25 protein-coding genes are annotated in these 24,382 nt (G+C 58.4%); 16 read left to right on the top strand and 9 right to left on the bottom strand.

The window, feature by feature from the left end:
* The first annotated feature begins 154 nt into the window (after positions 1–154).
* On the top strand, positions 155–1,501 hold the full coding sequence (locus tag BZL43_RS09920; RefSeq protein WP_095632145.1) for a carbohydrate porin: 1,347 nt from the start codon (positions 155–157) through the stop codon (positions 1,499–1,501).
* A gap of 274 nt (positions 1,502–1,775) precedes the next feature.
* Positions 1,776–2,630 carry a D-hexose-6-phosphate mutarotase gene (locus BZL43_RS09910; RefSeq protein WP_095632143.1) on the top strand — a complete coding sequence of 285 codons (855 nt, stop codon included), beginning with the start codon at positions 1,776–1,778 and terminating at the stop codon, positions 2,628–2,630.
* A 46-nt stretch (positions 2,631–2,676) separates the two neighbouring features.
* Here the strand turns inward: BZL43_RS09910 and BZL43_RS09905 are convergent, their stop codons facing one another.
* Positions 2,677–3,537, bottom strand: a complete 861-nt coding sequence (locus BZL43_RS09905; protein ID WP_177319492.1) for a MurR/RpiR family transcriptional regulator — start codon at positions 3,535–3,537, stop codon at positions 2,677–2,679.
* 228 nt (positions 3,538–3,765) lie between these two features.
* Between BZL43_RS09905 and zwf the strand changes: the two genes are divergently transcribed.
* The 4 genes from zwf (at position 3,766) to BZL43_RS09880 (ending at position 7,690) form a co-directional block, all read left to right on the top strand.
* The gene (gene zwf / locus BZL43_RS09900) at positions 3,766–5,235 is read left to right on the top strand and encodes a glucose-6-phosphate dehydrogenase (RefSeq protein ID WP_095632142.1); all 1,470 of its coding nucleotides are present in this window, start codon (positions 3,766–3,768) and stop codon (positions 5,233–5,235) included.
* On the top strand, positions 5,222–5,935 hold the full coding sequence (gene pgl, locus BZL43_RS09895; protein ID WP_095632141.1) for a 6-phosphogluconolactonase: 714 nt from the start codon (positions 5,222–5,224) through the stop codon (positions 5,933–5,935). Before zwf ends, pgl begins: the two co-directional genes overlap by 14 nt.
* Positions 5,936–5,952: 17 nt before the next feature.
* Positions 5,953–6,618 carry a bifunctional 4-hydroxy-2-oxoglutarate aldolase/2-dehydro-3-deoxy-phosphogluconate aldolase gene (locus tag BZL43_RS09890; protein WP_008072964.1) on the top strand — a complete coding sequence of 222 codons (666 nt, stop codon included), beginning with the start codon at positions 5,953–5,955 and terminating at the stop codon, positions 6,616–6,618.
* Between the two features lie 346 nt (positions 6,619–6,964).
* Entirely contained in the window at positions 6,965–7,690 is a 726-nt protein-coding gene (locus tag BZL43_RS09880) for an intradiol ring-cleavage dioxygenase (protein ID WP_095632140.1), read from the top strand.
* Positions 7,691–7,692: 2 nt separating this feature from the next.
* On the opposite strand, the gene BZL43_RS09875 is transcribed toward BZL43_RS09880, so the two are convergent.
* Positions 7,693–8,874, bottom strand: coding sequence for an aminotransferase class V-fold PLP-dependent enzyme (locus BZL43_RS09875; RefSeq protein WP_095632139.1), 1,182 nt, complete (start codon positions 8,872–8,874; stop codon positions 7,693–7,695).
* Between the two features lie 26 nt (positions 8,875–8,900).
* Positions 8,901–9,137: a DUF3820 family protein gene (locus tag BZL43_RS09870; RefSeq protein WP_007949456.1), complete on the bottom strand. Its 237-nt coding sequence runs from the start codon at positions 9,135–9,137 to the stop codon at positions 8,901–8,903.
* A gap of 204 nt (positions 9,138–9,341) precedes the next feature.
* On the opposite strand from BZL43_RS09870, the gene BZL43_RS09865 reads away from it, so the two are divergent.
* The 4 genes from BZL43_RS09865 to BZL43_RS09850 all read left to right on the top strand — a co-directional run bounded on the left by BZL43_RS09865 (position 9,342) and on the right by BZL43_RS09850 (position 13,020).
* Positions 9,342–9,809, top strand: coding sequence for a PA2169 family four-helix-bundle protein (locus tag BZL43_RS09865; protein ID WP_095632138.1), 468 nt, complete (start codon positions 9,342–9,344; stop codon positions 9,807–9,809).
* A gap of 157 nt (positions 9,810–9,966) precedes the next feature.
* Positions 9,967–11,955: an FUSC family protein gene (locus BZL43_RS09860; RefSeq protein ID WP_095632137.1), complete on the top strand. Its 1,989-nt coding sequence runs from the start codon at positions 9,967–9,969 to the stop codon at positions 11,953–11,955.
* The gene (locus BZL43_RS09855) at positions 11,942–12,148 is read left to right on the top strand and encodes a DUF1656 domain-containing protein (protein ID WP_008069143.1); all 207 of its coding nucleotides are present in this window, start codon (positions 11,942–11,944) and stop codon (positions 12,146–12,148) included. Before BZL43_RS09860 ends, BZL43_RS09855 begins: the two co-directional genes overlap by 14 nt.
* An 11-nt stretch (positions 12,149–12,159) precedes the next feature.
* On the top strand, positions 12,160–13,020 hold the full coding sequence (locus BZL43_RS09850) for an HlyD family secretion protein (protein ID WP_095632136.1): 861 nt from the start codon (positions 12,160–12,162) through the stop codon (positions 13,018–13,020).
* 83 nt (positions 13,021–13,103) lie between these two features.
* Here BZL43_RS09850 and BZL43_RS09845 read toward each other — a convergent pair whose 3' ends face one another.
* Positions 13,104–13,574 carry a MaoC family dehydratase gene (locus BZL43_RS09845; RefSeq protein WP_007902410.1) on the bottom strand — a complete coding sequence of 157 codons (471 nt, stop codon included), beginning with the start codon at positions 13,572–13,574 and terminating at the stop codon, positions 13,104–13,106.
* A gap of 42 nt (positions 13,575–13,616) precedes the next feature.
* Entirely contained in the window at positions 13,617–14,561 is a 945-nt protein-coding gene (locus tag BZL43_RS09840; RefSeq protein WP_095632135.1) for an alpha/beta hydrolase, read from the bottom strand.
* Positions 14,562–14,817: 256 nt separating this feature from the next.
* On the opposite strand from BZL43_RS09840, the gene fadD2 reads away from it, so the two are divergent.
* Complete coding sequence (gene fadD2, locus BZL43_RS09835; RefSeq protein ID WP_095632134.1) at positions 14,818–16,506, top strand: long-chain-fatty-acid--CoA ligase FadD2; 1,689 nt, start codon at positions 14,818–14,820, stop codon at positions 16,504–16,506.
* Positions 16,507–16,888: 382 nt separating this feature from the next.
* A complete protein-coding gene (gene fadD1 / locus BZL43_RS09830; protein ID WP_095632133.1) occupies positions 16,889–18,589 on the top strand; it encodes a long-chain-fatty-acid--CoA ligase FadD1 in 1,701 nt (566 codons plus the stop codon).
* 196 nt (positions 18,590–18,785) lie between these two features.
* Here fadD1 and BZL43_RS09825 read toward each other — a convergent pair whose 3' ends face one another.
* Complete coding sequence (locus tag BZL43_RS09825) at positions 18,786–19,163, bottom strand: hypothetical protein (protein ID WP_095632132.1); 378 nt, start codon at positions 19,161–19,163, stop codon at positions 18,786–18,788.
* A gap of 191 nt (positions 19,164–19,354) precedes the next feature.
* Between BZL43_RS09825 and BZL43_RS09820 the strand changes: the two genes are divergently transcribed.
* The 3 genes from BZL43_RS09820 (at position 19,355) to def (ending at position 21,202) form a co-directional block, all read left to right on the top strand.
* Positions 19,355–19,546 carry a CsbD family protein gene (locus BZL43_RS09820; protein ID WP_095632131.1) on the top strand — a complete coding sequence of 64 codons (192 nt, stop codon included), beginning with the start codon at positions 19,355–19,357 and terminating at the stop codon, positions 19,544–19,546.
* Between the two features lie 175 nt (positions 19,547–19,721).
* Complete coding sequence (locus BZL43_RS09815; RefSeq protein WP_095632130.1) at positions 19,722–20,666, top strand: YihY/virulence factor BrkB family protein; 945 nt, start codon at positions 19,722–19,724, stop codon at positions 20,664–20,666.
* Positions 20,663–21,202, top strand: a complete 540-nt coding sequence (def, locus tag BZL43_RS09810) for a peptide deformylase (protein ID WP_095632129.1) — start codon at positions 20,663–20,665, stop codon at positions 21,200–21,202. Before BZL43_RS09815 ends, def begins: the two co-directional genes overlap by 4 nt.
* An 88-nt stretch (positions 21,203–21,290) precedes the next feature.
* Here the strand turns inward: def and BZL43_RS09805 are convergent, their stop codons facing one another.
* On the bottom strand, positions 21,291–21,704 hold the full coding sequence (locus BZL43_RS09805; RefSeq protein WP_095632128.1) for a GNAT family N-acetyltransferase: 414 nt from the start codon (positions 21,702–21,704) through the stop codon (positions 21,291–21,293).
* 360 nt (positions 21,705–22,064) lie between these two features.
* Positions 22,065–22,667: a glutathione transferase GstA gene (gene gstA / locus BZL43_RS09800; RefSeq protein WP_095632127.1), complete on the bottom strand. Its 603-nt coding sequence runs from the start codon at positions 22,665–22,667 to the stop codon at positions 22,065–22,067.
* Positions 22,668–22,766: 99 nt separating this feature from the next.
* On the opposite strand from gstA, the gene BZL43_RS09795 reads away from it, so the two are divergent.
* Positions 22,767–23,660 carry a LysR family transcriptional regulator gene (locus tag BZL43_RS09795; RefSeq protein WP_095632126.1) on the top strand — a complete coding sequence of 298 codons (894 nt, stop codon included), beginning with the start codon at positions 22,767–22,769 and terminating at the stop codon, positions 23,658–23,660.
* Here BZL43_RS09795 and BZL43_RS09790 read toward each other — a convergent pair.
* Positions 23,633–24,370, bottom strand: a complete 738-nt coding sequence (locus BZL43_RS09790; protein ID WP_095632125.1) for an NAD(P)-dependent oxidoreductase — start codon at positions 24,368–24,370, stop codon at positions 23,633–23,635. The genes BZL43_RS09795 and BZL43_RS09790 overlap by 28 nt on opposite strands.
* Positions 24,371–24,382: the final 12 nt, after the last annotated feature.

Raw genomic sequence — 24,382 nt, 5'->3', positions numbered from 1 at the left:
CGCTCGTAGGTCTTGGGGCCGCTGCGCGGCCCAACGGGCGCAAGCCCCCTCGCCACAAGCGCGCTCCCACAGGGGGAATCCGTGGCGTGCGTCACGACCGTTGTAAACCGCGTTAGATAAAAACAGTTAATAACAATAAAACGAGGATGTAGGGATGAAGAAGAAGAACAACGCTCAGCTTATCTGCCAGTTGTCAGCGATTGCGGCAATGATGCTGGCCGGTAGCGCACACGCGGCTGAGGCGTTCAGTGCCGACTCGCAGTGGATGACCGGGGATTGGGGTGGCGAGCGGACCAGGCTGATCGAACAAGGTATCGACATCAAGGCCGACTACGTCGGTGAAATGGGCGCCAACCTGCATGGCGGCTATAACGACGACAAGACGGCACGTTACGCTGACCAGTTTGGTCTGGGCGTGGCACTGGACCTGGAAAAACTGTGGGGTTGGGATAACACCCAGGCCAAGATCCAGCTCACCAACCGTAACGGTGAAAACATCTCCAATGACCGTGTCGGCGACCCGCGTGCCGGTACCTTGAGTTCTTCTCAGGAAGTCTACGGCCGTGGCCACATGGTCCGGCTGACCCAGCTGTGGATCAAGCACCAGTTCCTCGACGGTAAACTGGACGTCAAGGCCGGTTACTTCGGCGAAGGCGAAGACTTCAACACCTTTCCTTGCGAGTTCCAGAACCTGGCCTTCTGCGGTTCCCAAGTGGGTAACTGGGCAACCAACATCTGGTACAACTGGCCGGTCATGCAGGCGGCAGTTCGGGTGAAGTACAACATCACGCCTGAGTTCTATGCGCAGATTGGCGCGTACAACCAGAATCCGTCGCAACTTGAGCACGGCAACGGCTTCAAGCTCAGCGGCAGTGGTACCGAGGGCACCGTCTTGCCGGTCGAATTGGTCTGGTCGCCGAAGGTCAACAACCTGCCGGGCGAATACCGTGTCGGTTACTACAAAAGTACGGCCAACGCCGATGACGTGCGTGAAGACGAAGATGGCAATGATGCCGCGACCACCGGCAACGCCTATCGCCGTCACGATAGCAAGCACGGCTACTGGTTCGTGGCGCAGCAACAACTCACCACGCATAACGGTGATGCTTCGCGCGGTCTGAACATCGCGGCCAACGCCACTTTCCACGACAAGGACACCAACATCGTCGACAACTATCAGTCGCTGATGTTCGTGTACAAAGGCCCGTTCGATGCGCGCCCCAAAGATGATGTGGGGATCGGTTTCGCCCGTATCCATGTCAACGAAGATGTGAAGAAAAACGCCGAGTTGGTCAACGCCGCCAATGGCGTTAGCGACTATAACGATCCGCTGTTCTCGCCCCTGCGTTCCACCGAGTACAACTATGAGATCAACTACGGTTTCCACGTCACCAACTGGCTGACCGTGCGTCCTAACCTGCAATACATCACTCACCCCGGCGGTGTGGATGAAGTCGACGATGCCCTGGTGGCCGGTCTGAAAATTCAGTCGGTGTTCTGACGCTGTTGCGATAAGCTCCTCTCTATGTGCGCATCTTTGCGGACGGCCATGGCTGTCCGCTTTTTTTTGTGCAAGGTCAAACAGGACCTGTGGCGAGGGGGCTTGCCCCCGTTGGAGTGCGCAGCGCTCCCAATCTTCACCAGGTTTCGTCTGAAACAGTCAATTGGCCATTTTTACGACTGCTTCGCAGCCGAACGGGGGCAAGCCCCCTCGCCACAGTGGTTCACTGGGCACAAGAGTACGAGTACACCCATGATTTTCAGGACCGCGGCACATGCTTGAGCATCCGCTACAACGCTTCTTCAAATCCTTGCGCGAACGTCCGGTGTTTGCGTGGGAGCGCTATCAGATGCGCGATGTGTTGGTGATCGATCATCCGCTGTGTCAGGCGGTGTTCAGTCGGCAGGGCGCGCAGTTGCTGCATTTCCAGCCTAAGGGGCAGAAACCCTGGCTGTGGTGCGCGGCGAAATGGCCGCATGTCGGCGCGATTCGCGGCGGCGTGCCGGTTTGCTGGCCGTGGTACGGCCGTCATCCAAGCGAAAACGCCTGGCCGTCCCATGGCTGGGCGCGTTTGCTCGACTGGAAACTGCTCGACAGCCGCAGTGATGACGATGGCGTGCACTTGCACTGGCAGTTACAGCTGTGCGACTGGCAAGTGGATTTGCATGCACATCTGGGCGAACGCATGGATTTGCACTTGAGCACCGAGCATCAAGACGACATGCCGTGCCAGTTGAGCCAGGCGTTGCACGCCTATTGGCGTATTGGTGACGTGGCTGAGGTAGCGCTGTCTGGGCTCGATGGTGCGCAAGGTTATGACCAGTTGAGCCGCCAGGTTTGTCAGCAGGAAGGTGAGTTGCGGGTCGACGGCGGTTGTCAGCGCGTGTTCCAGCATGATGGCGAATTGCAGCTCAAGGATCACGCCTGGCAGCGGCAATTGTGCATCGACACCGGTGATCATGCAGACACCGTGGTCTGGCATCCCGGCTCGCGTCCGTTGCTGGGTGTGAGCTGGAACGAGGTTTTAGAGTTTGTTTGTGTGGAAGCGGCCAGCGGCGGCACCGACAGCCTGTGCCTGGCACCGGGGGAGCGGGCGCATTTGAGTTTGCAGGCGCGGGTTGGAGCGTAGGAAAGATGATCGTTCCCACGCAGAGCGTGGGAACGATCGATACGAGTTAATTGAATTCATCCCCAATCGGATACCGACTGGCATTCAGGCTTTCCTTGATCTTGCGCAAATGCGGCTGGAAATCCACGCCCCGGCGCAGGGTCATGCCGGTGGCGAGCACATCGAGCACGGTCAGTTGAATGATCCGCGACGTCATCGGCATGTAGATATCCGTGTCTTCCGGCAGCGGAATGTTCAGGCTCAAGGTGCTGGCCTTGGCCAGTGGCGAACCCTCCGCCGTCAGGCCCAGCACCGAAGCGCCGTTTTCCCGGGCAATGCGCGCCACTTCCACCAGTTCGCGGGTGCGGCCGGTGTAGGAAATGATCACGAACAATTCACCGGTGTGGGCCACCGAGGCGATCATACGTTGCATCAGCACGTCGGCATGGGCGGTTACCGCCAGGTTGAAACGGAAGAACTTGTGCTGCGCATCCAGCGCCACCGGAGCAGAAGCGCCGAGGCCAAAGAAGTGGATCTGCCGGGCCTGGATCAACAGGTCGACGGCGCGGCTGATCAGGCTCGGATCGAGCGCCTGCAACGCACTGTCCAAAGAGGCGATGGCGCTGCCGAAAATCTTTTTTGTATACGCTTCCGGATTGTCATCGGCTTCAACTGCCCGGCTGACATACGCCGCGCCACTGGCCAGGCTTTGGGCCAGTTGCAGTTTCAGTTCCGGGTAGCCGCTGACGCCGAAGGAGCGGCAGAAACGGTTGACCGTCGGCTCGCTGACCTTCGAGGCCTGGGCGAGGGCGGCAATGCTGAACCGGGTGGCCTGCTCCGGGTTCAGCAGAATCACTTCGGCGACTTTGCGTTCAGCCTTGTTCAGGTCTTCAAGGCGATTCTGGATCTGTTCCAGTAAATTTCGCACGCGATCCATTTAATGTTCCTTAGGTCAGCAGCGCAAATAAGCGTTCGACTAATGCAAATTGGGCCTTTGATACGGCCCATAACGGTGGCCTATCCTACTGATGGCTCCGACCGACCACCACTCGGAATCTGTATTTTGCGAAAATGTTGTGGTTATTACTACATTTTCCCTTGAGTGATGCCTTGAAAAAAGGTATTTGTAGCTTAACTTGATAAAAGAACAAACATCATGCCTTCGATTACGGTTGAACCTTGCACCTTTGCCTTGTTCGGCGCTCTCGGCGATCTGGCCTTGCGCAAGCTGTTTCCTGCCCTTTATCAACTCGATGGCGCCGGCCTGCTTCATGAGGATACGCGCATTATCGCGCTGGCCCGTGAACCCGGCAGCGAGCAGCAGCATCTGGCATTCATCGCCACTGAGCTGCGCCGCTATGTGGGCGCCAAAGAACTGGATGAAGCGGTGGTCGAGCGCTTCCTGGCCCGTTTGAGCTACCTGCATGTCGACTTCCTGAAGGCTGACGACTACGTCGCCCTGGCCGAGCAGGCTGGCAGTGCCCAGCGGGTGATTGCCTACTTCGCCACCCCGGCGGCGGTGTATGGCGCTATTTGCGAGAACCTGTCGAAGGTCGGCCTGACCGAAAACACCCGCGTGGTGCTGGAAAAACCCATCGGTTCGGACCTGGAATCCTCGCGCAAGGTCAACGACGCCGTGGCGCAGTTCTTCCCGGAGAATCGCACCTACCGCATTGACCATTACCTGGGCAAAGAGACCGTACAAAACCTGATCGCCCTGCGTTTCGCCAACAGCCTGTTCGAAACCCAGTGGAACCAGAATTACATCTCCCACGTGGAAATCACCGTGGCCGAGCAGGTCGGGATCGAAGGCCGTTGGGGGTATTTCGACAAGGCCGGGCAGCTGCGGGACATGATCCAGAATCACCTGCTGCAATTGCTCTGCCTGATCGCCATGGACCCGCCGGCCGACCTGTCGGCCGACAGCATTCGCGATGAGAAAGTCAAAGTCCTCAAGGCGCTGGCGCCGATCAGCCCGGAAGGCCTGAGCACTCAAGTGGTGCGCGGCCAATACATCGCCGGCCACAGCGAAGGCAAGTCGGTACCCGGGTATCTGGAGGAGCCTAATTCCAACACCCAGAGCGACACCGAAACCTTCGTCGCCCTGCGTGCCGATATTCGTAACTGGCGCTGGGCCGGCGTGCCGTTTTACCTGCGCACCGGCAAGCGCATGCCGCAGAAACTGTCGCAAATTGTCATCCACTTCAAGGAACCGTCGCACTACATCTTCGCCCCTGAGCAGCGCTTGCAGATCAGCAACAAACTGATCATCCGCCTGCAACCGGACGAAGGCATTTCCTTGCGCGTGATGACCAAAGAACAAGGCCTGGACAAGGGCATGCAGCTGCGCAGCGGTCCGTTGCAGCTGAATTTTTCCGACACCTGGCGCAGCGCGCGGATTCCCGACGCCTACGAACGGTTGTTACTGGAAGTGATGCGCGGCAATCAGAATTTGTTTGTCCGTAAAGATGAAATCGAAGCCGCGTGGAGGTGGTGTGACCAGTTGATCGCCGGGTGGAAAAAATCCGGCGATGCGCCCAAGCCGTACGCGGCCGGGTCGTGGGGGCCGATGAGCTCCATTGCACTGATTACGCGGGACGGGAGGTCGTGGTATGGCGATATCTGAATTGAAACTGCCTCAGGGCGTCAGCGCTCATGAGTTCAAAAGCCCGGTGCTGCTGGCCGAAGGCCTGGCATTGGCGGTGGCCAGGCAACTGAGCGACGCGATTGCCGCACAAGGCGCCGCGACGCTGGTGGTGTCTGGCGGACGCAGCCCGGTGGCGTTTTTTCAGCACTTGGCCAAGCAGGCGCTGGACTGGTCGAAAGTGGTGGTCAGCCTGGCTGACGAGCGCTGGGTGCCGATAGAACATGCCGACAGCAATGCCGGTCTGCTCAAGCGTTATCTGTTACAAGGCCCGGCGGCCAAGGCCCAATTCCTGAGTCTCTACAGTGCCACCGCTAACCTGGAACAGGCCGCCGAGCAGGCTGATCGCTTGCTCGCCGAATTGCCGCCGATCGACGTGCTGGTGCTGGGCATGGGTGACGACGGTCATACCGCGTCGCTGTTCCCCAATAGCCCGAACCTGGCCGAAGCCTTGAAAGCCGAGGGCACCCGTCGCTGCTGGCCAATGCTGGCGCCGACCGTGCCCCGTCAACGCCTGACCATGAGTCGTGCGTTGCTCGCTTCGGCCAAGCACACCGTTCTATCGATTTCCGGTCAGTCCAAGCTGACTACCCTGAACGCCGCACTGGCCGGTGACGATGTCGCCGCCATGCCGATTCGGGCGTTTCTGCAACCTACGTTAGAGATTTACTGGTGCCCATGAACCAAGGATCAGCCGCTATGACAAACACATCCCCGACCGTTTCCATGGCGGACAAAGTTGCCCTGATCGACAGCCTCTGCGCCAAGGCGCGGATTCTGCCGGTGATCACTATCGCCCGTGAACAGGACGTGCTGCCGTTGGCTGACGCCCTGGCGGCCGGTGGCCTGACGGCGCTGGAAGTGACCCTGCGTTCGCAGTTCGGTCTCAAGGCGATCCAGATCCTGCGCGAGCAGCGTCCGGAACTGGTGACCGGTGCCGGCACCGTGCTGGATCGCAGCATGCTGGCCGCGGCCGAAGCGGCGGGTTCGCAATTCATCGTCACGCCGGGCATTACCCGTGACCTGCTTGAAGCCAGTGTCGGCAGCCCGATCCCCTTGTTGCCGGGCATCAGCAATGCCTCCGGCATCATGGAAGGCTATAGCCTGGGTTATCGCCGCTTCAAACTGTTCCCGGCGGAAGTCAGCGGCGGCGTTGCGGCCATCAAGGCCCTGGGCGGTCCGTTCGGCGAAGTGAAATTCTGCCCGACCGGCGGCGTCAGCCCGGCCAACATCAAGAGCTACATGGCGTTGAAAAACGTGATGTGCGTGGGCGGTAGCTGGATGCTTGACCCTGAGTGGATCAAGAACGGCGACTGGGCCCGCATCCAGGAATGCACCGCCGAGGCGTTGGCGCTGCTGGACTGATTTACCGGATTTTTACCAAACACTTCGTTGTGTGTTCTACGGCTTTACGGTGCGCTTGGTCAGTGCACCGTTTTTTTTTTGCCTGCTGAAAACTTCTGTGACTAATCGAAACGATCTTTGTAGCAACTGCCGAGCCTGCGAGGCTGCGTTCGGCTGCGTAAAGTCGTGAGTCCGGCTGACGCGGTTTGTCTGATGCACCGCAAGCTCTGGTTTGACGACTGCTACGCAGCCGAACGCAGCCTCGCAGGCTCGGCAGCTGCTACAGGACATCATGCGATACATAGTTACCACATCTCGTCGCTCGTCTGGCGTTAACCTGCGTTCATCTTATGGAAGAGAGAGCGTCATGGAAGACAACATTGCAATTTCATCCCCACCCCCGGTCTGCCAACTGTCACCCGAGCAGATCGCCGGCCCCTATTTTCGAAACCCGAAACTGATCAGACGCAACATCAGCGAAGGCATGGATGGCATCCCCTTGGTGCTGCGGCTGGCGATCGTCGATGCGATGACCGGTCAACCGGTTACCGGGGCACTGGTCGATATCTGGCATTGCAATGCGCGCGGGGCGTATTCGGGGTGGAGCAAGATCGACCCGGACAAGGAAGTCGACGTCGGTAGCATCGGTTCGATCCCGCGCACCGATGACGATACCTACCTGCGCGGCGGGCAATTTACCGATCAGCAGGGCGTGGTGCGTTTTACCACCATCTATCCCGGTTTTTATGCTGGCCGTGCCCTGCACATTCATGTGGCGGTACGAATCACCGCCGGCAACAACTACCTGCAAGAGCGGCATGTCGCCTGGGTCGGCCAGCTGTATTTTCCCGAGGTGGCCTCGCGCACGGTACTCAATGCCCGCGAGTACCGTGGGCGTGGCATCTGCGCGCTGAAAAACGAGCAGGATGAGTTCTTTCAGGGCATGGGAGGTGAAGCCTCGACCCTGAATGTCCATGCCATCGGTCGAGACTCGAACGAGGACGGCTTTTTCGGGCACATGACCATCGGTGTCGACACGTTTGCGGTGTCATCGCAAATAAAACCCGAAGACTTCGACAAATACACAGTGTGACCTCAGCGCAACTCAGTCAGCGCCCGTGCCAGCCGATCCATGTCGGCTGCGGTGGTGGTGAGGCCCGGCGTAATGCGGATGCACGGGCCACACGCCGCACCGCTGCGCATCACGGTAAACAGGTTGTAGTCATTGAGCAGGCGCTCGACCAGCGCCTGCTGATCGGCATGCCGGGTAAAGCGCATCGAGGTGATGGCGCAATACAGGCGCGGGTCATCCGGGGTCATGACTTCAATTTCCGGTAACCCCCGCACGGCATCGACCCACCGGTTACGCAGGTAATTGAGGCGCATGCCCTTGGCGACGGAACCGCCCATGGCGTGATGTTCTTCGAACACCAGCGGCAGGGTCAGCAGGGCCGGAATATTGGGCGTGCTGTAGGGCGTGCGGGCGCGAATGTCGGTGACCGGGAAATGCATCTCGCCCATGTCCGGGTCGATATCGGCCAGGCGCTCGGGGGCGATGTAAATGAAGCCCAGCGTCAGTGGCGCGCCGATCCATTTGTGCAGGTTATAACCAGCAAAAGCGATGCCCAGTTTCTCGAGATCGAACTCGATCTGACCAAGGGCATGGGCGCCGTCGAGGATTACATCGATCCCGTATTCCCTGGCGGTAGCGGCAATCGCCTGCACCGGCATGACCAGTCCGGTGCGATGGGTGACGTGGGTCAGCGCTATCAGCTTCAATCGCGGATAACGCACGAAAGCTTCGCGGTAAGTGCTGAGTAAACTGTCGAAACTGGCGGGGTGGCAGTGTTCGATCTCGATCACTTCCACGCCTCGATAGCGGGCCAGCCAACGCATCGCGCCCTTGACCGTGTCGTACTCCAGATCGCTTATCAGCACCTGATCGCCCGGTGCCAGGCGATTATAGTTGCGAATCAGCGATTGCAGGCCATCCGAAGCGTTACGGGTGAAGGCAACGGCTTCGGCGGGGGCTCCGATCAGCTCGGCCAGCTGCGCACGAATCTTGACGCTTTCGCCCTGCTCGAAGCGCTGGCGCACATGCACCGAGTTGCCGCGGTTGATGAGTTCGATGTTGCGCTGATATTCCTCGACCACGGTGCGCGACATACGGCCGAAATAACCGTTTTCCAGGTTCAGGGGGCCGGGTTCAACCGCATAGCGGTCGGCAAAGGTCTGCCAAAAAGCTTCATCGCGGGTACGGCGGGTATTGTCGGGCATGAGCAACTCGGTGAGGGTAGGGCGGGTCAGTGGCGAGGCGCGGGTTTGCCGTGTTTGGCGCGCAGTGGCTCAAGCAGTTCCGACAAGCCGTTGTGGTCGATTTCCTGCATCAAAGCCAGCAAACCGCCCAGTTCACCGTGGGGGAAACCTTCGCGAGCGAACCAGTTCAGGTACTGGCCGGGCAGGTCAGCGATGATGCGGCCCTTGTATTTGCCAAAGGGCATTTCGCGGGTAATCAGCAGTTCGAGCTTTTCGGGATTCATCATCAGTCGTCTTGATTCAAGGCAGTCTGGAAAATACAGGCATTCTGCATGCAGGCCAAATGACAGATCATGCAAAAAAAGCGGACACAGATTCCTCGTTAAAACATAACTAATTGAAATGTAAGTAAAAAGTCATCAATTCAAAGCTGGCATGCAGGGTGCAACTCCTTATTGCATCTTTCATCAACCGCAAGGAATTGAAAAATGACCGACATTAATAAAGAAGCGATCTCTGTACTCAACGACCTGATTGAAACCTGTAAAGACGGTCAGGAAGGGTTCAAGACTTGCGCTGAAGACATCAAGCATCCAGAACTCAAAAACCTGTTCGTTCAGCGCTCCACAGATTGCGCTGCAGCGGCTGCCGAGTTGCAGGCCGCTGTGCGTTCCCTGGGCGGTGATCCGGAAACCTCCACCAGTGTCAGTGGCGACCTTCACCGTCGCTGGGTCGACGTCAAGGCGATGTTCACCGGCAAGGACGAAGAGGCGGTGCTGAACGAAGCCGAACGCGGTGAAGACCATGCGCTGAATGTGTACAAGGACGCACTGGAAAAAATCAACAAACACAACCTGGTAAGTATTCGTGACATGGTCGAGCGTCAGTACCATGGCGTGCAACGCAACCATGACCAGGTGAAAGCCCTGCGTAACCAGGCTCGCGCACGTTCATAAGCGTTCGTTACCTGTCAAAAACGCCAGCCAGTCTGGCGTTTTTTTATGTTCGGGATTTAACACTGGACGGGATATAGATAGCTAGCTAATAATTTGTCATTCAAATTATCCCGTCTAACCCGGCTATCGTTAAACCGTCCTTTCAAGAGTGTCCTACGTGCCTATCACTTTTCAGGCCTTGTTCGCGCCTGACCGCCGCGCCTTGCAATTCGCGATCAAGACTTTGATCGGCGGCGGCCTGGCCCTGTGGCTGGCATTGCGCTGGGGGCTGGAGCAACCGTCATGGGCGTTGATGACGGCATTTATCGTCGCCCAACCCTTGTCCGGAATGGTGGTGCAAAAGGGTTTGGCGCGGCTGTTGGGTACGCTGGTCGGGACGATCATGTCGGTGGTGTTCATGGGGCTGTTCGCCCAGACGCCCTGGCTGTTTTTGCTGGCGTTGGCGTTGTGGCTCGGGCTGTGTACCGCGAGTTCAACCTTGCTGCGCAGTGCCTGGTCCTATTCCTTCGTGTTGGCCGGTTACACGGTGGCGATCATCGCATTGCCCGCCATTACCCATCCGCTGACGGTGTTCGATCAAGCCGTGGCTCGCTGCACGGAAATCTGCCTGGGCATTCTCTGCGCCACCGCTGCCAGTGCGTTGCTTTGGCCATTGCGGGTTGAACGGCAACTGGCCGGCCAGGCCCGGGCAGCCTGGCATAGCGGCATGAATGCCGCGCGCGCGACGTTGGCCGGCGACGCTCTGGCGCGTAAAGGCTTGCTGGAAATCCTTGGGAAAATCGTCGCGGTCGATGCCCAGCGCGAGCATGCCTGGTTTGAAGGCAGCCTCGGTCGGCAACGAGCGCGGGCCATTAGCGGTTTGAGTCAGAAGCTGTTGATGCTGTTGCGCATCGCCCGTTCGGTACGCCGCCAATGGAATCAATTGGAACTGCTCGAAGCCGAGCAGTTGATGCCATGGATGACCGAGGTCCAAGAAGCAATTGGGGCTTGTGATACCGCCCAGTTGCAGGCCTTGCGTCCCAGATTGCTCGACGCCTCTCACGATGCAGGCATCAGTGCTGCGCAAAGTTACTGTCTGGCCCGTTTCACTTTGTTGCTCGATACCGCCATGGCGGCCTGTACCGCATTGAAAGCGGTGCAAGAGGGGCGTGAAACGGTCGACCCGCCGAGAACCCTGACGCCGCATCGCGACCTGTCATTGGCACTGGTCTTTGGCGCGCGCAGTGCGCTGGCGTTTCTGGTGGTGGCGGGTTTCTGGCTGGCGACGGCATGGCCAGCGGCGTCGGGCGCTCTGGTGCTGACGTGTGTGGTATGCAGTCTGTTTGCCAGCCGCGAAAATGGGGCGCAAATCGGCATGAGCTTTCTGCGTGGCATTCTGCTGGCGATTCCATCGGCGTTTATCGTCGGGCAGATTCTACTGCCGCAATGGAGCGGGTTTGCGCTGCTGTGCATGGGCATGGGCGTGCCGCTGTTTCTCGGCGCGCTGGGCATGGCCAATCCGCAGATCGGCGCCACGGCCACGTCCTTCTGTCTGCACTTTATTGTGCTGGTTTCGCCGTTGAACAGGATGACGTTCGATGTCGCGAATTTCTTCAATAGCGCGCAGGCCATGCTGATCGGTGTCGGCGCTGCCGTATTGGCGTTTCGCTTGCTGATCCTGCGTAACCCGACATGGCATAGCCGACGCTTGCTGCAGGCGACCCTCGCCGATCTGGTGCGCCTCACCCGACGCACTCTGCGCGGTGCCGAAAGCTGGTTTGGCGGGCGCATGGCCGACCGTTTGCTACAACTGGCGCGGCATTATCCCGAGCTGCCGGAGCCGGCGCGCAGCCGCTGGGATGACGGCTTGCTCGGCCTGGACATCGGCGATGAATTGCTGCATTTGCGCTTGAGCCTGGCGGCCGCCCAGGTGCCGGTCAGTGCGCCCCAGCGGCGTTATCTCGAGCAACTGGAAATAGTCCTCGGGCAAGGCCCGGCCGGCAGTCGCGCCGAGGCGCTGGCGCAACCCAGCGAAGCGTTACTGAAAACCTTGTACGCGTTGCCGCCCAGCGACGCGGTGAAACTCGCCCAAGGCGCGGTGCTGCAATTGCAAAGCAGCTGGCGTGCCTGGTGTCACCAACAGGAGCTAAGCCATGGGCTTGCGTGAGTGGTCGGTGGGCGGCGTGCTGCTCAGTCCGTTTCTGATTGATGTGTTGCTGGCGTTGCTGGTGACCGGAGCGTTGCGCATGGTATTGCGCCTGACCCCGGTCGGTCGCTGGATCTGGCACGAAGCATTGTTTGATTGCGCCCTGTACGTCTGTGTATTGACCTTGATCACCGTCGTCCTCGGGCCTTTATAAAGGAGTTGAATATGCGTACATCCGTACGTGTCGCGATCACCCTGAGCCTGACGGCCCTGGCCATTTTTGCCGGTTTCCATCTGTGGCAGTACTACATGTTGACGCCCTGGACGCGCGATGCGCGGATCCGCGCCGACGTCGTAGTCATCGCCCCCGACGTGTCTGGCTGGGTGCGGGAGCTCAAGGCTTTCGATAACCAGCAGGTCAAGGCTGGCGATGTGTTGCTGAGCATCGACCGCGATCGTTTCGAAGCCGCGCTGGAGAAGGCGCAAGCGGTGGTGCAGACCCGTCAGCAGCAACTCGGTTTGCGTGAACACGAAGCCAGCCGTCGTGCCAGTCTGGGGCCGCAGGCGATCAGCGCCGAACTGCGGGAGAACGCGCAAATCAATGCCGGCATCGCCCGGGCCGAACTGCGCGAAGCTCAGGCTGAAGCCAAAGTCGCGCAACTCAACCTGACCCGCAGCGAGGTGCATGCGCCGCGCAGCGGTCATGTCACCAACCTGCGCCTGGCCCAGGGTAATTACGTGAATGCCGGGCAACCAGTGATGGCGTTGATCGACGATTCGACCTTTTATGTGCAGGCGTATTTCGAAGAAACCAAACTGCCGCGAATTCGCGTCGGCGATCCGGTCAAGGTCTGGCTCATGAGCGCCGGTGAGCCCTTGCAGGGGCACGTCGAAAGCATCAGTCGCGGGATTACCGACCGCAATACCACGCCCGATGGGCAGTTGCTGGCCGAGGTGGAACCGACATTTAACTGGGTGCGCCTGGCGCAGCGGATTCCGGTGCGGATCAAGCTCGACACGTTGCCTGAAGGGATCCGTTTGAGCGCGGGGATGACGGCGAGTGTGCAGGTGCAGGAGGGGCGGTAGGATCAAAAGATCGCAGCCTTCGGCAGCTCCTACAGAGATCGGCGTAGGAGCTGACGAAGGCTGCGATCATTTGGGGCTTGCAATCAGCCGATGCTGATCGCCGGCAACGTCGGCAACGTCACGGTCTGTTGTTTGCGCGGCGCCAGAATTTCCGCCTCGCCATCCACGACCAACTCATCGCGCTGGTTGAACACCCGAGTGGCAATACGTACACGAAACTTCGGCAGTTTCTCGAGAATTTCCAGGCGCACAGTCAGCGTGTCGCCAATTTTTACCGGCTTCTGAAAGCTCATCGTCTGACCGATATAAATCGTCCCCGGCCCAGGCAACTCGCAAGCCACCGCCGCGCTGATCAACGCGCCGCTGAACATGCCGTGGGCGATACGCTCCTTGAACATGCTGGCGGCAGCGAACTCAGCGTCCAGATGCACCGGGTTGTGGTCGCCGGACATCGCGGCGAACAACTGAATGTCGCGCTCTTCGACGGTCTTGCTGTAGCTGGCGGTCTGGCCAACTTCGAGGGCTTCGTAAGGCGTATTGGTAACCTGGGTCATCTGTCTCGATTCCTGTGACGAATTAAAAAATCCACAAAAAAACTATTCGGTCCTGGGTGGCCGGTGAGCGCTCAAGGCCTTGGCGATCCAGTTCAGCACATCGGCAGTCACTTGATCGCGATTGATTTCATTGAACAATTCATGCCGGGCCTGCGGGTAAACAGTCAGCTGCAGGTTCTGGCAGCCAGCATCGCGCAGGGCGTGGGCCAGATCTTTCAGACGTTTGCCTTCGCTCACCGGATCACATTCGCCACCGATCACCAGCAGTGGCAGGCCCGGATCGATCTGGGCGAGATTGGACGCTTTGCTGATTTGCTGCAAGCCGCCAAGCAAATCGATCCACAGTTGATTGGTGCAGCGAAAGCCGCAGAGCGGGTCATTGGCGTATTTGTCGACTTCAGCCGGGTCGCGGCTCAGCCAGTCGAATGGCGTGCGCACCGGTTTGAATTTCTTGTTGAATGAGCCGAACGACAGCCATTCGATCAGCGCACTGCGCCCTTTGGGCCCTTGGCGCAGGCGCTCGAGGCGAGCTATCTGTCGCGCTGCGCGATAGAGCATCACCGGCTGGAAGTTCGAACCACTGAGAATTGCCCCGTGCAGGCTGGCGCTGTGATGCAGCAAATAAGCCTGGGCGATGTAGCTGCCCATGCTGTGGCCGAGCAACACGATCGGCACGCCGGGATGCTGTTGGCCGATATGTTGGTTAAGGCTGGCCAGGTCACCGACCACTTTGCACCAGCCATCATCATCGGCGAAATGGCCCAAGGTGCCGTTTTCGGCAGTTTTGCCATGTCCACGCAGGTCTGGCGCATACACACCGTAATCCCGATCACAGCAGGCTTGCGCCAGACGGGCGTAGCGAGCGCTGTGTTCTGCCATGCCGTGGGCCAGCAGGATCACCGCCTTGAGCGGCGCGGCCGGCAGCCACTGATTGACGAAGAGGCGGCTGCGGTCACTCGCGGTCAGCCAGAAAGTGTCGTGGATCATGGCGATTCCTTTGCGTTGGGCTGCATGAAGCTGCCGGGTGAAAACAGCCTCGATGCATTGTATAGCGGATCCCGTCGCCTACCGTCTGATCAGGCCACGGCGGGGCAGCAAGATTCACGCGATCAATGACGACCGTGCGCATATTTGCCTGATTCGTTATAGCTGCTAGTGTCCGGAAAGCACCGTTTTTCGCTTTCTGTTTTTGAGAAAGCACAGAAAGCGGCCCCGGTAGGCTCAGGTAAAGAGGACAAGAACAATGCAACCTGATTTCTGGAATGACAAGCGCCCGGCCGGCGTGCCCCTGGATATTGATCTTGGGGCCTATAAGTCGGTGATCGAGGTGTTCGAACGTTCCTGCAAGAAATTTGCCGATCGCCCGGCGTTCAGCAACATGGGCGTGACCCTGACCTACGCCGAACTGGAACGCTACAGCGCCGCGTTCGCCGGTTATCTGCAAGCCCACACCGACCTGGCGCCGGGCGATCGCATCGCGGTGCAGATGCCCAACATCCTGCATTACCCGATTGCCGTGTTCGGTGCCTTGCGCGCCGGGTTGATCGTGGTCAATACCAACCCGTTGTACACCGCGCGGGAGATGCGTCATCAGTTCAAGGACTCCGGTGCCCGGGCGCTGGTGTACCTGAACGTGTTCGGAGAGAAGGTCCAGCAAGTGCTGCCTGACACTGACATCCAGTATTTGATCGAAGCGAAGATGGGCGACCTGATGCACACCGCCAAGGGCTGGCTGGTCAATACCCTGGTGAGCAAAGTCAAAAAGATGGTGCCGGCCTATTCATTGCCGCAGGCCATTTCCTTCAAGAGCGCGCTGCGTCTGGGTCGGGGCCTGGCTATCAAACCGCTGAAGGTCGGCCTCGACGACATCGCCGTGCTGCAATACACCGGCGGCACCACTGGCCTGGCCAAGGGGGCGATGCTGACCCACGGTAATCTGGTGGCGAACATGCAACAGGCGCGCGCCTGTCTTGGGCAATTCGGCGCTGACGGTCAGCCGCTGCTGCGCGAAGGCCAGGAAGTGATGATCGCGCCGCTGCCGCTGTACCACATCTATGCGTTCACGGCGAATTGCATGTGCATGATGGTGACCGGCAACCACAACGTGCTGATCACCAATCCACGGGACATCGGTAACTTCATCAAGGAATTGAAGAACTGGCGGTTTTCGGCGCTGCTGGGGCTCAACACACTGTTCGTGGCGCTGATGGACCATCCCGACTTCAAGACTCTGGATTTCTCCAGCCTCAAACTCACCAACTCCGGTGGTACCGCGCTGGTCAAGGCCACGGCCGAACGTTGGGAACAGCTCACCGGTTGCCGCATCACTGAAGGTTACGGCCTGACTGAAACCTCGCCGGTGGCCTGCACCAATCCCTACGGCGACAAGTCGCGCATCGGCACGGTCGGCCTGCCGGTGCCGGGCACAACCCTGAAAGTGATCAACGATGAAGGCGTCGAGCAGCCGCTGGGCGAGCGCGGCGAACTGTGCATCAAAGGCCCGCAGATCATGAAGGGTTACTGGCAGAAACCCGAAGCCACCGCCGAAGTGCTGGACGCTGAAGGCTGGTTCAAGTCCGGTGACATTGCGGTAATCGATCCGGACGGTTTCGTTCGCATCGTCGATCGCAAGAAAGACATGATTATCGTCTCGGGTTTCAACGTGTACCCGAACGAAATCGAAGACGTGGTGATGGCTCACCCGAAAGTCGCCAATTGCGCGGTGATCGGCGTGCCGGACGAGCGTTCGGGGGAGGCAGTCAAATTGTTTGTGGTGGCCCGTGAATCAGGTATCAGCCTTGAAGAGCTGAAGGCCTACTGCAAGGAAAATTTCACGGCGTACAAAGTTCCCAAGCACATCGTCTTGCGAGAGTCGTTGCCGATGACACCGGTGGGCAAGATTCTGCGGCGGGAATTGCGGGAGATCGCCTGATCGTTGAATGGCCGCGCTTCGCACATTCGCGGGCAAGCCTCGCTCCTACAGGTTCAGTGTCGTCACATAGCGGTGAACGACGCAAACCCTATAGGAGCGAGGCTTGCCCGCGAAGCTTTCAAGAGGTTGAAGCCCCGATTTCAAAGGCTTCCAAGGATCTATAGAATTTTTGCTCTAAAAGTGACTATTGATTAGTCAAGAGTCAAAAATGTGACTGTAGAGGCCGTTTTTGGCTCTAGTCGGCCTTTGGCAAAGCTGCTACTCTCGGCGCGCTTTGTGACTTCTCGGCCTTGTTAAAAGCCAGACTCACCAATAATCAAACACCAATAATAATCGCATCAAATGCGGTATTTGAATTCGCGTTGCTGAGGAGTGGGCTTCCATGATCGAAGACTTTTGGAAGGATAAGTACCCAGCTGGAATTGCTGCCGAGATCAATCCAGACGAGTATCCGAATATTCAGGCAGTGTTAAAGCAGTCCTGCCAACGCTTCGCTGACAAACCGGCATTCAGCAACCTGGGCAAGACAATCACCTACGGTGAGCTGTATGAATTGTCCGGTGCCTTTGCCGCTTACCTGCAACAGCATACCGATTTGCAACCGGGCGATCGAATCGCCGTGCAACTGCCCAATCTGCTGCAGTACCCGATCGCCGTTTTCGGCGCCATCCGCGCCGGACTGATCGTGGTCAATACCAACCCGCTGTACACCGCGCGGGAAATGGAACACCAATTCAACGATTCCGGTGCCAAAGCCCTGGTCTGCCTGGCCAACATGGCGCATCTGGCCGAGACCGTCGTGCCGAAAACCGGCGTCAAGCATGTGATCGTCACTGAAGTGGCCGACCTGCTGCCGCCACTCAAGCGCTTGCTGGTCAACAGCGTCATCAAGTACGTGAAGAAGATGGTCCCGGCGTATCACTTGCCCAAGGCCATCAAATTCAATGATGTGCTGAGCAAGGGCCACGGCCAGCCAGTGGCTGAAGCCAACCCGGCCAGCGGCGACGTTGCCGTGCTGCAATACACCGGCGGCACCACGGGCGTGGCCAAGGGCGCGATGCTGACCCACCGCAATCTGGTGGCAAACATGCTGCAGTGCAAAGCGCTGATGGGTTCCAACCTCAATGAAGGTTGCGAGATCCTGATCACTCCGCTGCCGCTCTACCACATCTATGCGTTCACCTTTCATTGCATGGCGATGATGCTGATCGGCAACCACAACATCCTGATCAGCAACCCGCGGGACCTGACGGCGATGGTCAAGGAACTGTCGAAGTGGAAGTTCAGCGGTTTCGTCGGCCTGAACACGCTGTTCGTCGCGCTGTGCAATAACGAAGCGTTCCGCAAGCTGGATTTCTCCAGCCTGAAAATCACTTTGTCCGGCGGCATGGCCTTGCAACTGGCCGCGGCCGAACGCTGGAAAGCCGTTACCGGTTGCCCGATCTGCGAAGGTTACGGCATGACCGAAACCAGCCCGGTGGCCACGGTGAACCCGAGCCAGAACATACAGATCGGCACCATCGGTATTCCGGTGCCCTCGACGCTGTGCAAAATCATCGACGATGCCGGTGTTGAACAGCCGCTGGGCGCCATCGGTGAACTGTGTGTGAAAGGTCCGCAAGTCATGAAGGGCTACTGGCAGCGTCAGGACGCCACCGATGAAATACTCGACAGCGAAGGCTGGTTGAAGACCGGTGACATCGCGCTGATCCAGCCCGACGGTTACATGCGCATTGTCGATCGCAAGAAAGACATGATCCTGGTCTCCGGTTTCAATGTGTATCCCAATGAGCTTGAAGATGTGCTGGCGACTCTGCCGGGCGTGCTGCAATGCGCAGCCATTGGTGTGCCGGACGAGAAGTCGGGCGAGGCAATCAAGATCTTTATCGTCGCCAAACCGGGTGTGACCCTGACCAAGGATCAGGTGATGGAGCACATGCGCGCCAACGTCACCGGCTACAAGGTGCCGAAAGCCGTAGAGTTCCGCGATGCGCTGCCGACCACCAACGTCGGTAAGATCCTGCGCCGCGAATTGCGCGATGAAGAGCTGAAGAAGCTCGGCATGAAGAAAGTGAGCGCCTAACCAACAAAAAGCCCCGCAGATGCGGGGCTTTTTGTTTGAAGCGGTATCAAGAACGCTTTTGTGGCGAGGGGGCTTGCCCCCGTTCGATTGCGAAGCAGTCGTAAATCCGGCAAACGCGCTATGCCGGATGGAGCACTGTTGCAGGTTTTGGGGCCGCTTCGCAGCCCAACGGGGGCAAGCCCCCTCGCCACAGGGATTACTGGCGGAACTGCGCGAAATTGACGTTGGTGCCGGCCGGGCGCATGTCCTGCAGGTAGGAGTCCTTGTCGGCGCTCAGTTCCAGGCTCAGGGCTGCCTTGCGCTTGCCTTGGTTGCGCACCACCAGGCCTTCGAGTTTCTCGCGCAGGAACACCGTTGGCACTTTAAGGTGCAGCAGTTCGTCGGTATCCGGGGTATGCATCAGCAAGTGAATCCATTCGTACTGACCAACGGCAAGGCGCGCGACCGGAATATCGAACCAGAAGATATTGCGGTTGCGGTTCAGTTCGGCGAAATGGCAGTTGTTGACGCCAAGCACAGCACCGCCGAGTTCCTGGTTTCTGCGGGCAATGGCCTGCTTTTTATCGAGTTTCATAACCTTCCTACGGGATTGGATCTTCAGCGCCATGGCCTGAATACGTTGCGCATTCTCGGGGCAAAGGCTGCAAACATAAAGCCTAACCTGCGAAATGTCCGGTTAATAAAAAAATGAAACTCCGCGCAAAGCCCTCCGGTCAATCCTTGTGTAACCACTTTCCCCATTGAAATGTTCACCGGAGAAATACCATGGGCAGCACGGGCGATAAAGTTAAAGGCATGGCAAACGAAGCGGCCGGCAACGTCAAGCAAGGCGTCGGCAAGGCCACCGGTAATGAAAGGCTGCGCACTGAAGGCGTAGCGCAGGAGAAGAAGGGCGAAGCCCAGCAAAAGGTCGGCAAAGCCAAGGATGCCATTAAAAAAGGCGTCGACAAGGCTTGATTCGGCCTTTGAGGAAATGCAAGAAAGCGGCCATCCCACGGATGGCCGTTTTTGTATTGGATAGACGCGATATACCCTGAGATTGTTTCAAAGTCGCCAAGTAGGCTACTTTGTTGTAGAAAACGGCCCCTGAGTCGCCACGACTTCTACCTTTTTGCGGCGAAAGGAGACGCTAATGTTTTTTCCAACCATGAAAGGTTTGCCCTTGCATCGGGTCATGGTGCGCACGGTCACCGAGTTCATCGCCGATGAAATGTCGACTTATGCCTCGGCGCTGGCCTATCAAATGCTGTTCTCGCTGTTTCCTTTCATTCTGTTTCTGATCGCCCTGATCGGTTTTCTGCACTTGCCGGACTTCTTTTCCTGGCTGCGCCTGCAATCGGAGCTGGTTCTGCCGCCCCAGGCGCTGGAGCAAGTGAACCCGGTGATCGACCAGCTTCAGCAGTCCAAGGGGGGATTGCTCTCGGTCGGTATCGTCATCGCCCTGTGGACCGCGTCCGCCGGTGTTCGGTTGATGATGAGCGCGATGAATGCCGCATATGACGTGGTCGAAGGCCGCCCGGCCTGGAAACGTTTCCCGCTGTCGATTTTCTACACCATCGGCATCGCCGGCATGTTGCTGATCGCCGCCGCGCTGATGGTGCTCGGGCCACAGCTGATGGGCTGGATTGCCGCGCAGGTAGGCCTCGAAGATTTTATCGTGACCGTCTGGACCATCGTCCGCTGGCCGGTGATCGTGGTTCTGTTGATGATGGCGGTAGCGCTGATTTACTACGTCATGCCCGACGTCAAACAAGAGTTTCGCTTCATTACCCCGGGCGCGGTGTTGTCTGTGGTGGTCTGGATCATCGCTTCGCTGGGCTTCGGTTTCTACGTCAAAACGTTCGCCAACTACAATGCCATGTATGGCAGTATCGGCGCGATCATCGTGTTGCTGTTGTACTTCTATATTTCCTCAGCGGTGCTGTTGCTCGGCGCGGAAATGAACGCAGTCATCGAACACATGTCATCCGAAGGCAAGAAACCTGGCGACAAGGTGCCCGAAGAACCCAAACACCACGTTTCGGGATTGGGACGTGACCACTCAATCAAGCCGACCACTGACGAAGCCCTGAAATGATCCGTGAAATTCTGAAAATGGGCGATGAACGCCTGCTGCGCATTGCTCCACCGGTGCCGACAGACATGTTCGACAGCCCTGAGTTGTGGCAGTTGATCGATGACATGTTCCAGACCATGGAAAGCGTCGGCGGGGTTGGCCTGGCCGCGCCGCAGATCGGTGTCGACCTGCAACTGGTGATCTTTGGTTTCGAACACAGCGAACGCTATCCGGACGCCGAAGCGGTGCCGCAGACGATTCTGATCAATCCACTGATCACGCCATTGAGCCCGATCCTTGAAGAGGGGTTCGAAGGCTGCCTGTCGGTGCCGGGCTTGCGCGGTGCGGTAAATCGTTATCAGCAGATTCGTTATGAAGGCTTCGATCCCAAGGGCGAGCCGATCGTGCGCGTTGCCTCGGGATTTCATGCGCGGGTGGTGCAGCATGAATGCGATCACTTGATCGGCCGGCTGTACCCGTCGCGCATCAGTGATTTCAGCAAATTCGGGTTTACCGAAGTGATGTTCCCGGATCTCGATCCTGCAGCGGACGATTAAATCGCTAAAAGATCGCAGCCTTCGGCAGCTCCTACGGGTGTACACAAAACCCTGTAGGAGCTGCCGAAGGCTGCGATCTTTTGATCTTCTAACCTGGTTCCAAACCCATCGCAATCATCGGTTTGCTGCGCGCATAACGACTCAACCGTTCAGCCATGGCATAGGGCAGCGGCGGGTCGAAGGTAAAACCGCGACGCTCATAAAAGCCACGCAGATCCGGATGGCAGAACAACCAGACGGGTTCTTCGAGGTGCTTGATGGCGTGGGCGATCAACGTCGCGGCGATCCCTTGCCCGCGACAGCGCGGGTCGACGAACAGCCCGGTCAGCCAATGCCCACCGGCCACGGGTCGCAAGCAGAGCGCCGCAATGATCTCATCGCGTTTCGCGACCCACAGCCGAGCGTCGCGGACTGCTTTCATCGACGATTGGTGGGCGCGATAAAACTTGTTCATCAACGGCCATAACGGCTCGTCGAGCAAGGTGTACCGGGTGTTGGGCATGGGCCTGGACTGTCTGTGCGCAAAGTGGGTGATTATAAAAGAACGCGGGCACCGCGATAGGTGTATACCTGATCTCACGTCCCGTATGAGTGGAGTATGTGTCATGGCCAAAGGCATGGATTCAAAGAAAGCGGCAAAGAAAAAACCGGCGAAAACCGCCGATGAAAAACGTGCGGACAAGAAGGCCAAGAAGGTGGGCGTGTTCGGCCACTGATCCCGCGTCAAAGGAGCCCCGGGTTCTCGGGCTCCTGCTGCGGGTCTGACGAAATATCCCGGAAATCTGCAAGAAATCCCGATCAAGACCTGACCTCCTTTCAAGTCTGAAGCGACAAGCGAGTTACTCGCGGATAATTTAACGCCTCACGCCAATTGCGCAGCCAATGCGGTTTTCACGGCTGGCCGCACATCAACCCTCGTCTGAAATCGTGCCAATGCAGGCCACTGACCCAGATCGATGTCAAACCCCTGAGTCCAGCGCAACACCGTAAACAGATACGCATCAGCGATGCCGAATCCACCGGCCATCAAGTAATCCTGGCGCTCCAGCGTTTTGCTCAACACGGCGAAGCGCTTGAACAGCTTCTCCTTGATGAGCGCCTTCACCTCATCCGGAAACTGCGAATTGAACAGCCAACCCAGCCCGCCATGAATCTCGGTCGAAACGAAATTCAGCCATTCCTGCAAACGCACCCGCTCGAACGTCCCGTTCGTCGGTGCCAGGTTCGCCTCGGGTCGTAGATCTGCCAGGTACTGCAGGATCGCCGGGCCTTCGGTCAGCACATCACCGTTATCCAGCTGCAATGCTGCGACATAGCCTTTTGGGTTAATGGCCAGGAAGTCCTCGCCGGTGACGGTTTGTTTGGTGCTGTTGTCGACGCGGACTAACTCGAACGGCAAATCCAGTTCGAGCAGCACAATGTGCGGCGCCAATGAGCAGGCTTGCGGGGCGTAATACAACTTCATGGGCAGGACTCTGGTTGCGGATTTGCGCCAGTGTCATAGTGCGGGGCCTGCTCGGTAAAATTAATCTTTCAGAAAACTGCCATTAGGAAAGCTACTGCCATGATGAATCTGATGCATTGGCGAATGGTGGTGGCGGTGGCCGATACCGGCAACATCACCCGGGCCGCCGAGCGGGTTGGAATGACCCAGTCCGGTGCCAGTCAGGCGTTGGCCTTGATTGAAGAAACCCTGGGCGTTCAGCTGTTCAGCCGGGAAAACCGTCAGACCTTGCCGACCGCCATCGGTTTGCCTGTAATCGAACAGGCGCGAACCATGCTCGGCGCCCTCGAGAATATTCGCAGCACCGTCGACGCCACTAAGGATATCCAGCGCGGGACAATTCGCCTGGCCAGTTTTCCGTTGGTGCTGGCGACTTTTCTGCCGCCACTGCTGCGCCAATTCAATCGGCTGTATCCCGGCATTCAAGTAGTGGCGTTGGAGGTCAGCGACGATGAAGTGGAAACGTTGCTCAGTGACGGGCTGGTGGATGTCGGCGTGGTGTTGAACCCTGCGCCTGTGCGTAATGCCGGTCGTCTGGGGCGTGATGCCTGGGTGGCGGTGCTGCCCGGTGGCCACCCCTTGGCGCGCCGCTCGAATGAAGAGGGCGTTTCATTGGCGGAACTGGCGGAGCAACCCTTTGTACTCGCCACGGGCGGTTGCTCGACCAATGCCCGCAGCCTGGCCGCCGACGCCGGGCTGCAGCTGCTGGATGTACGGGCAGAAGTGCGGGAGTGGAGTAGTGCGTTCACCCTGGTGCGAGAGAACATCGGCGTTACGCTTGTGCCGGAAATGACCCTGCCGACCCATCGCCAAGGATTGCGCATAGTGCCGGTGACGCCGCGTATCGATCGCGAGTTTGCCTTGGTAGTCGCGCCCGACAAGGAACCTTCGGCGGCGGTGCGGGCGTTGTTGGGGATGCTTGCAGATCACCCGATGGGAATGTCGAACTCCTGAAACGCATCATCCAACGGCCTATAACCCAACACCCGGGTAGTTTCACTGAGGTCCAGGCGTTTGAAACGGTTATTGGAAATACCGTGGGCGATCAGGTGTTGCACACCTTTGACCTCTACCGACAGTTGCAGTAACTGCACCGCATCACGAGGGCTGAGCCATGCGCTCAGGTCACGAGCGTTGGTCAATTCGTGACGGTCCGCAAACTCGAAAGCGCCGATGCGTATGGCGATGCTCGATAGGTTGTGTTTGGCAGCGTAGAACGCACACAAGGCTTCGCCATAACACTTGCTGACGCCATACAGATTGGCCGGCATCACCTGCATGCCCGGTGTGATCTGCCGGTCCACCGGATAACCCTCGATGGTCTGCGCGCTGCTGGCGAACACCAACCGTTTACAACCCGCCGCCACGGCGGCTTCGAACAGGTAAGTGGTGGCCAGAATATTGTTGGGCAGTAACTCATCGAAAGAGGCGGTGGCGTGAGGGATGCCAGCCAGATGCACGATGACGTCGATGTCCTTCAGCACTTCGCTTATGGCGGTGAGGTCGGACAGGTCCTGGCGTACAAAGCGATGCGGTGCATCGACATTGAAGTCGGGTTCGATTCGATCCGTCAGCACGAAGGTGTAGCGGTCCTGCGAAGCTTCGAAAAAGGTTCTGCCGATTCTGCCGCAGGCGCCAGTCAGCAGTACGTTGAGTCCGTTCATGGGGTTCTCTTT

Origin of the sequence: Pseudomonas sp. PICF141, from assembly GCF_002286815.1 — a bacterium.
Lineage (GTDB): Bacteria > Pseudomonadota > Gammaproteobacteria > Pseudomonadales > Pseudomonadaceae > Aquipseudomonas.
This window is presented reverse-complemented; position numbering and strand designations above follow the sequence as displayed.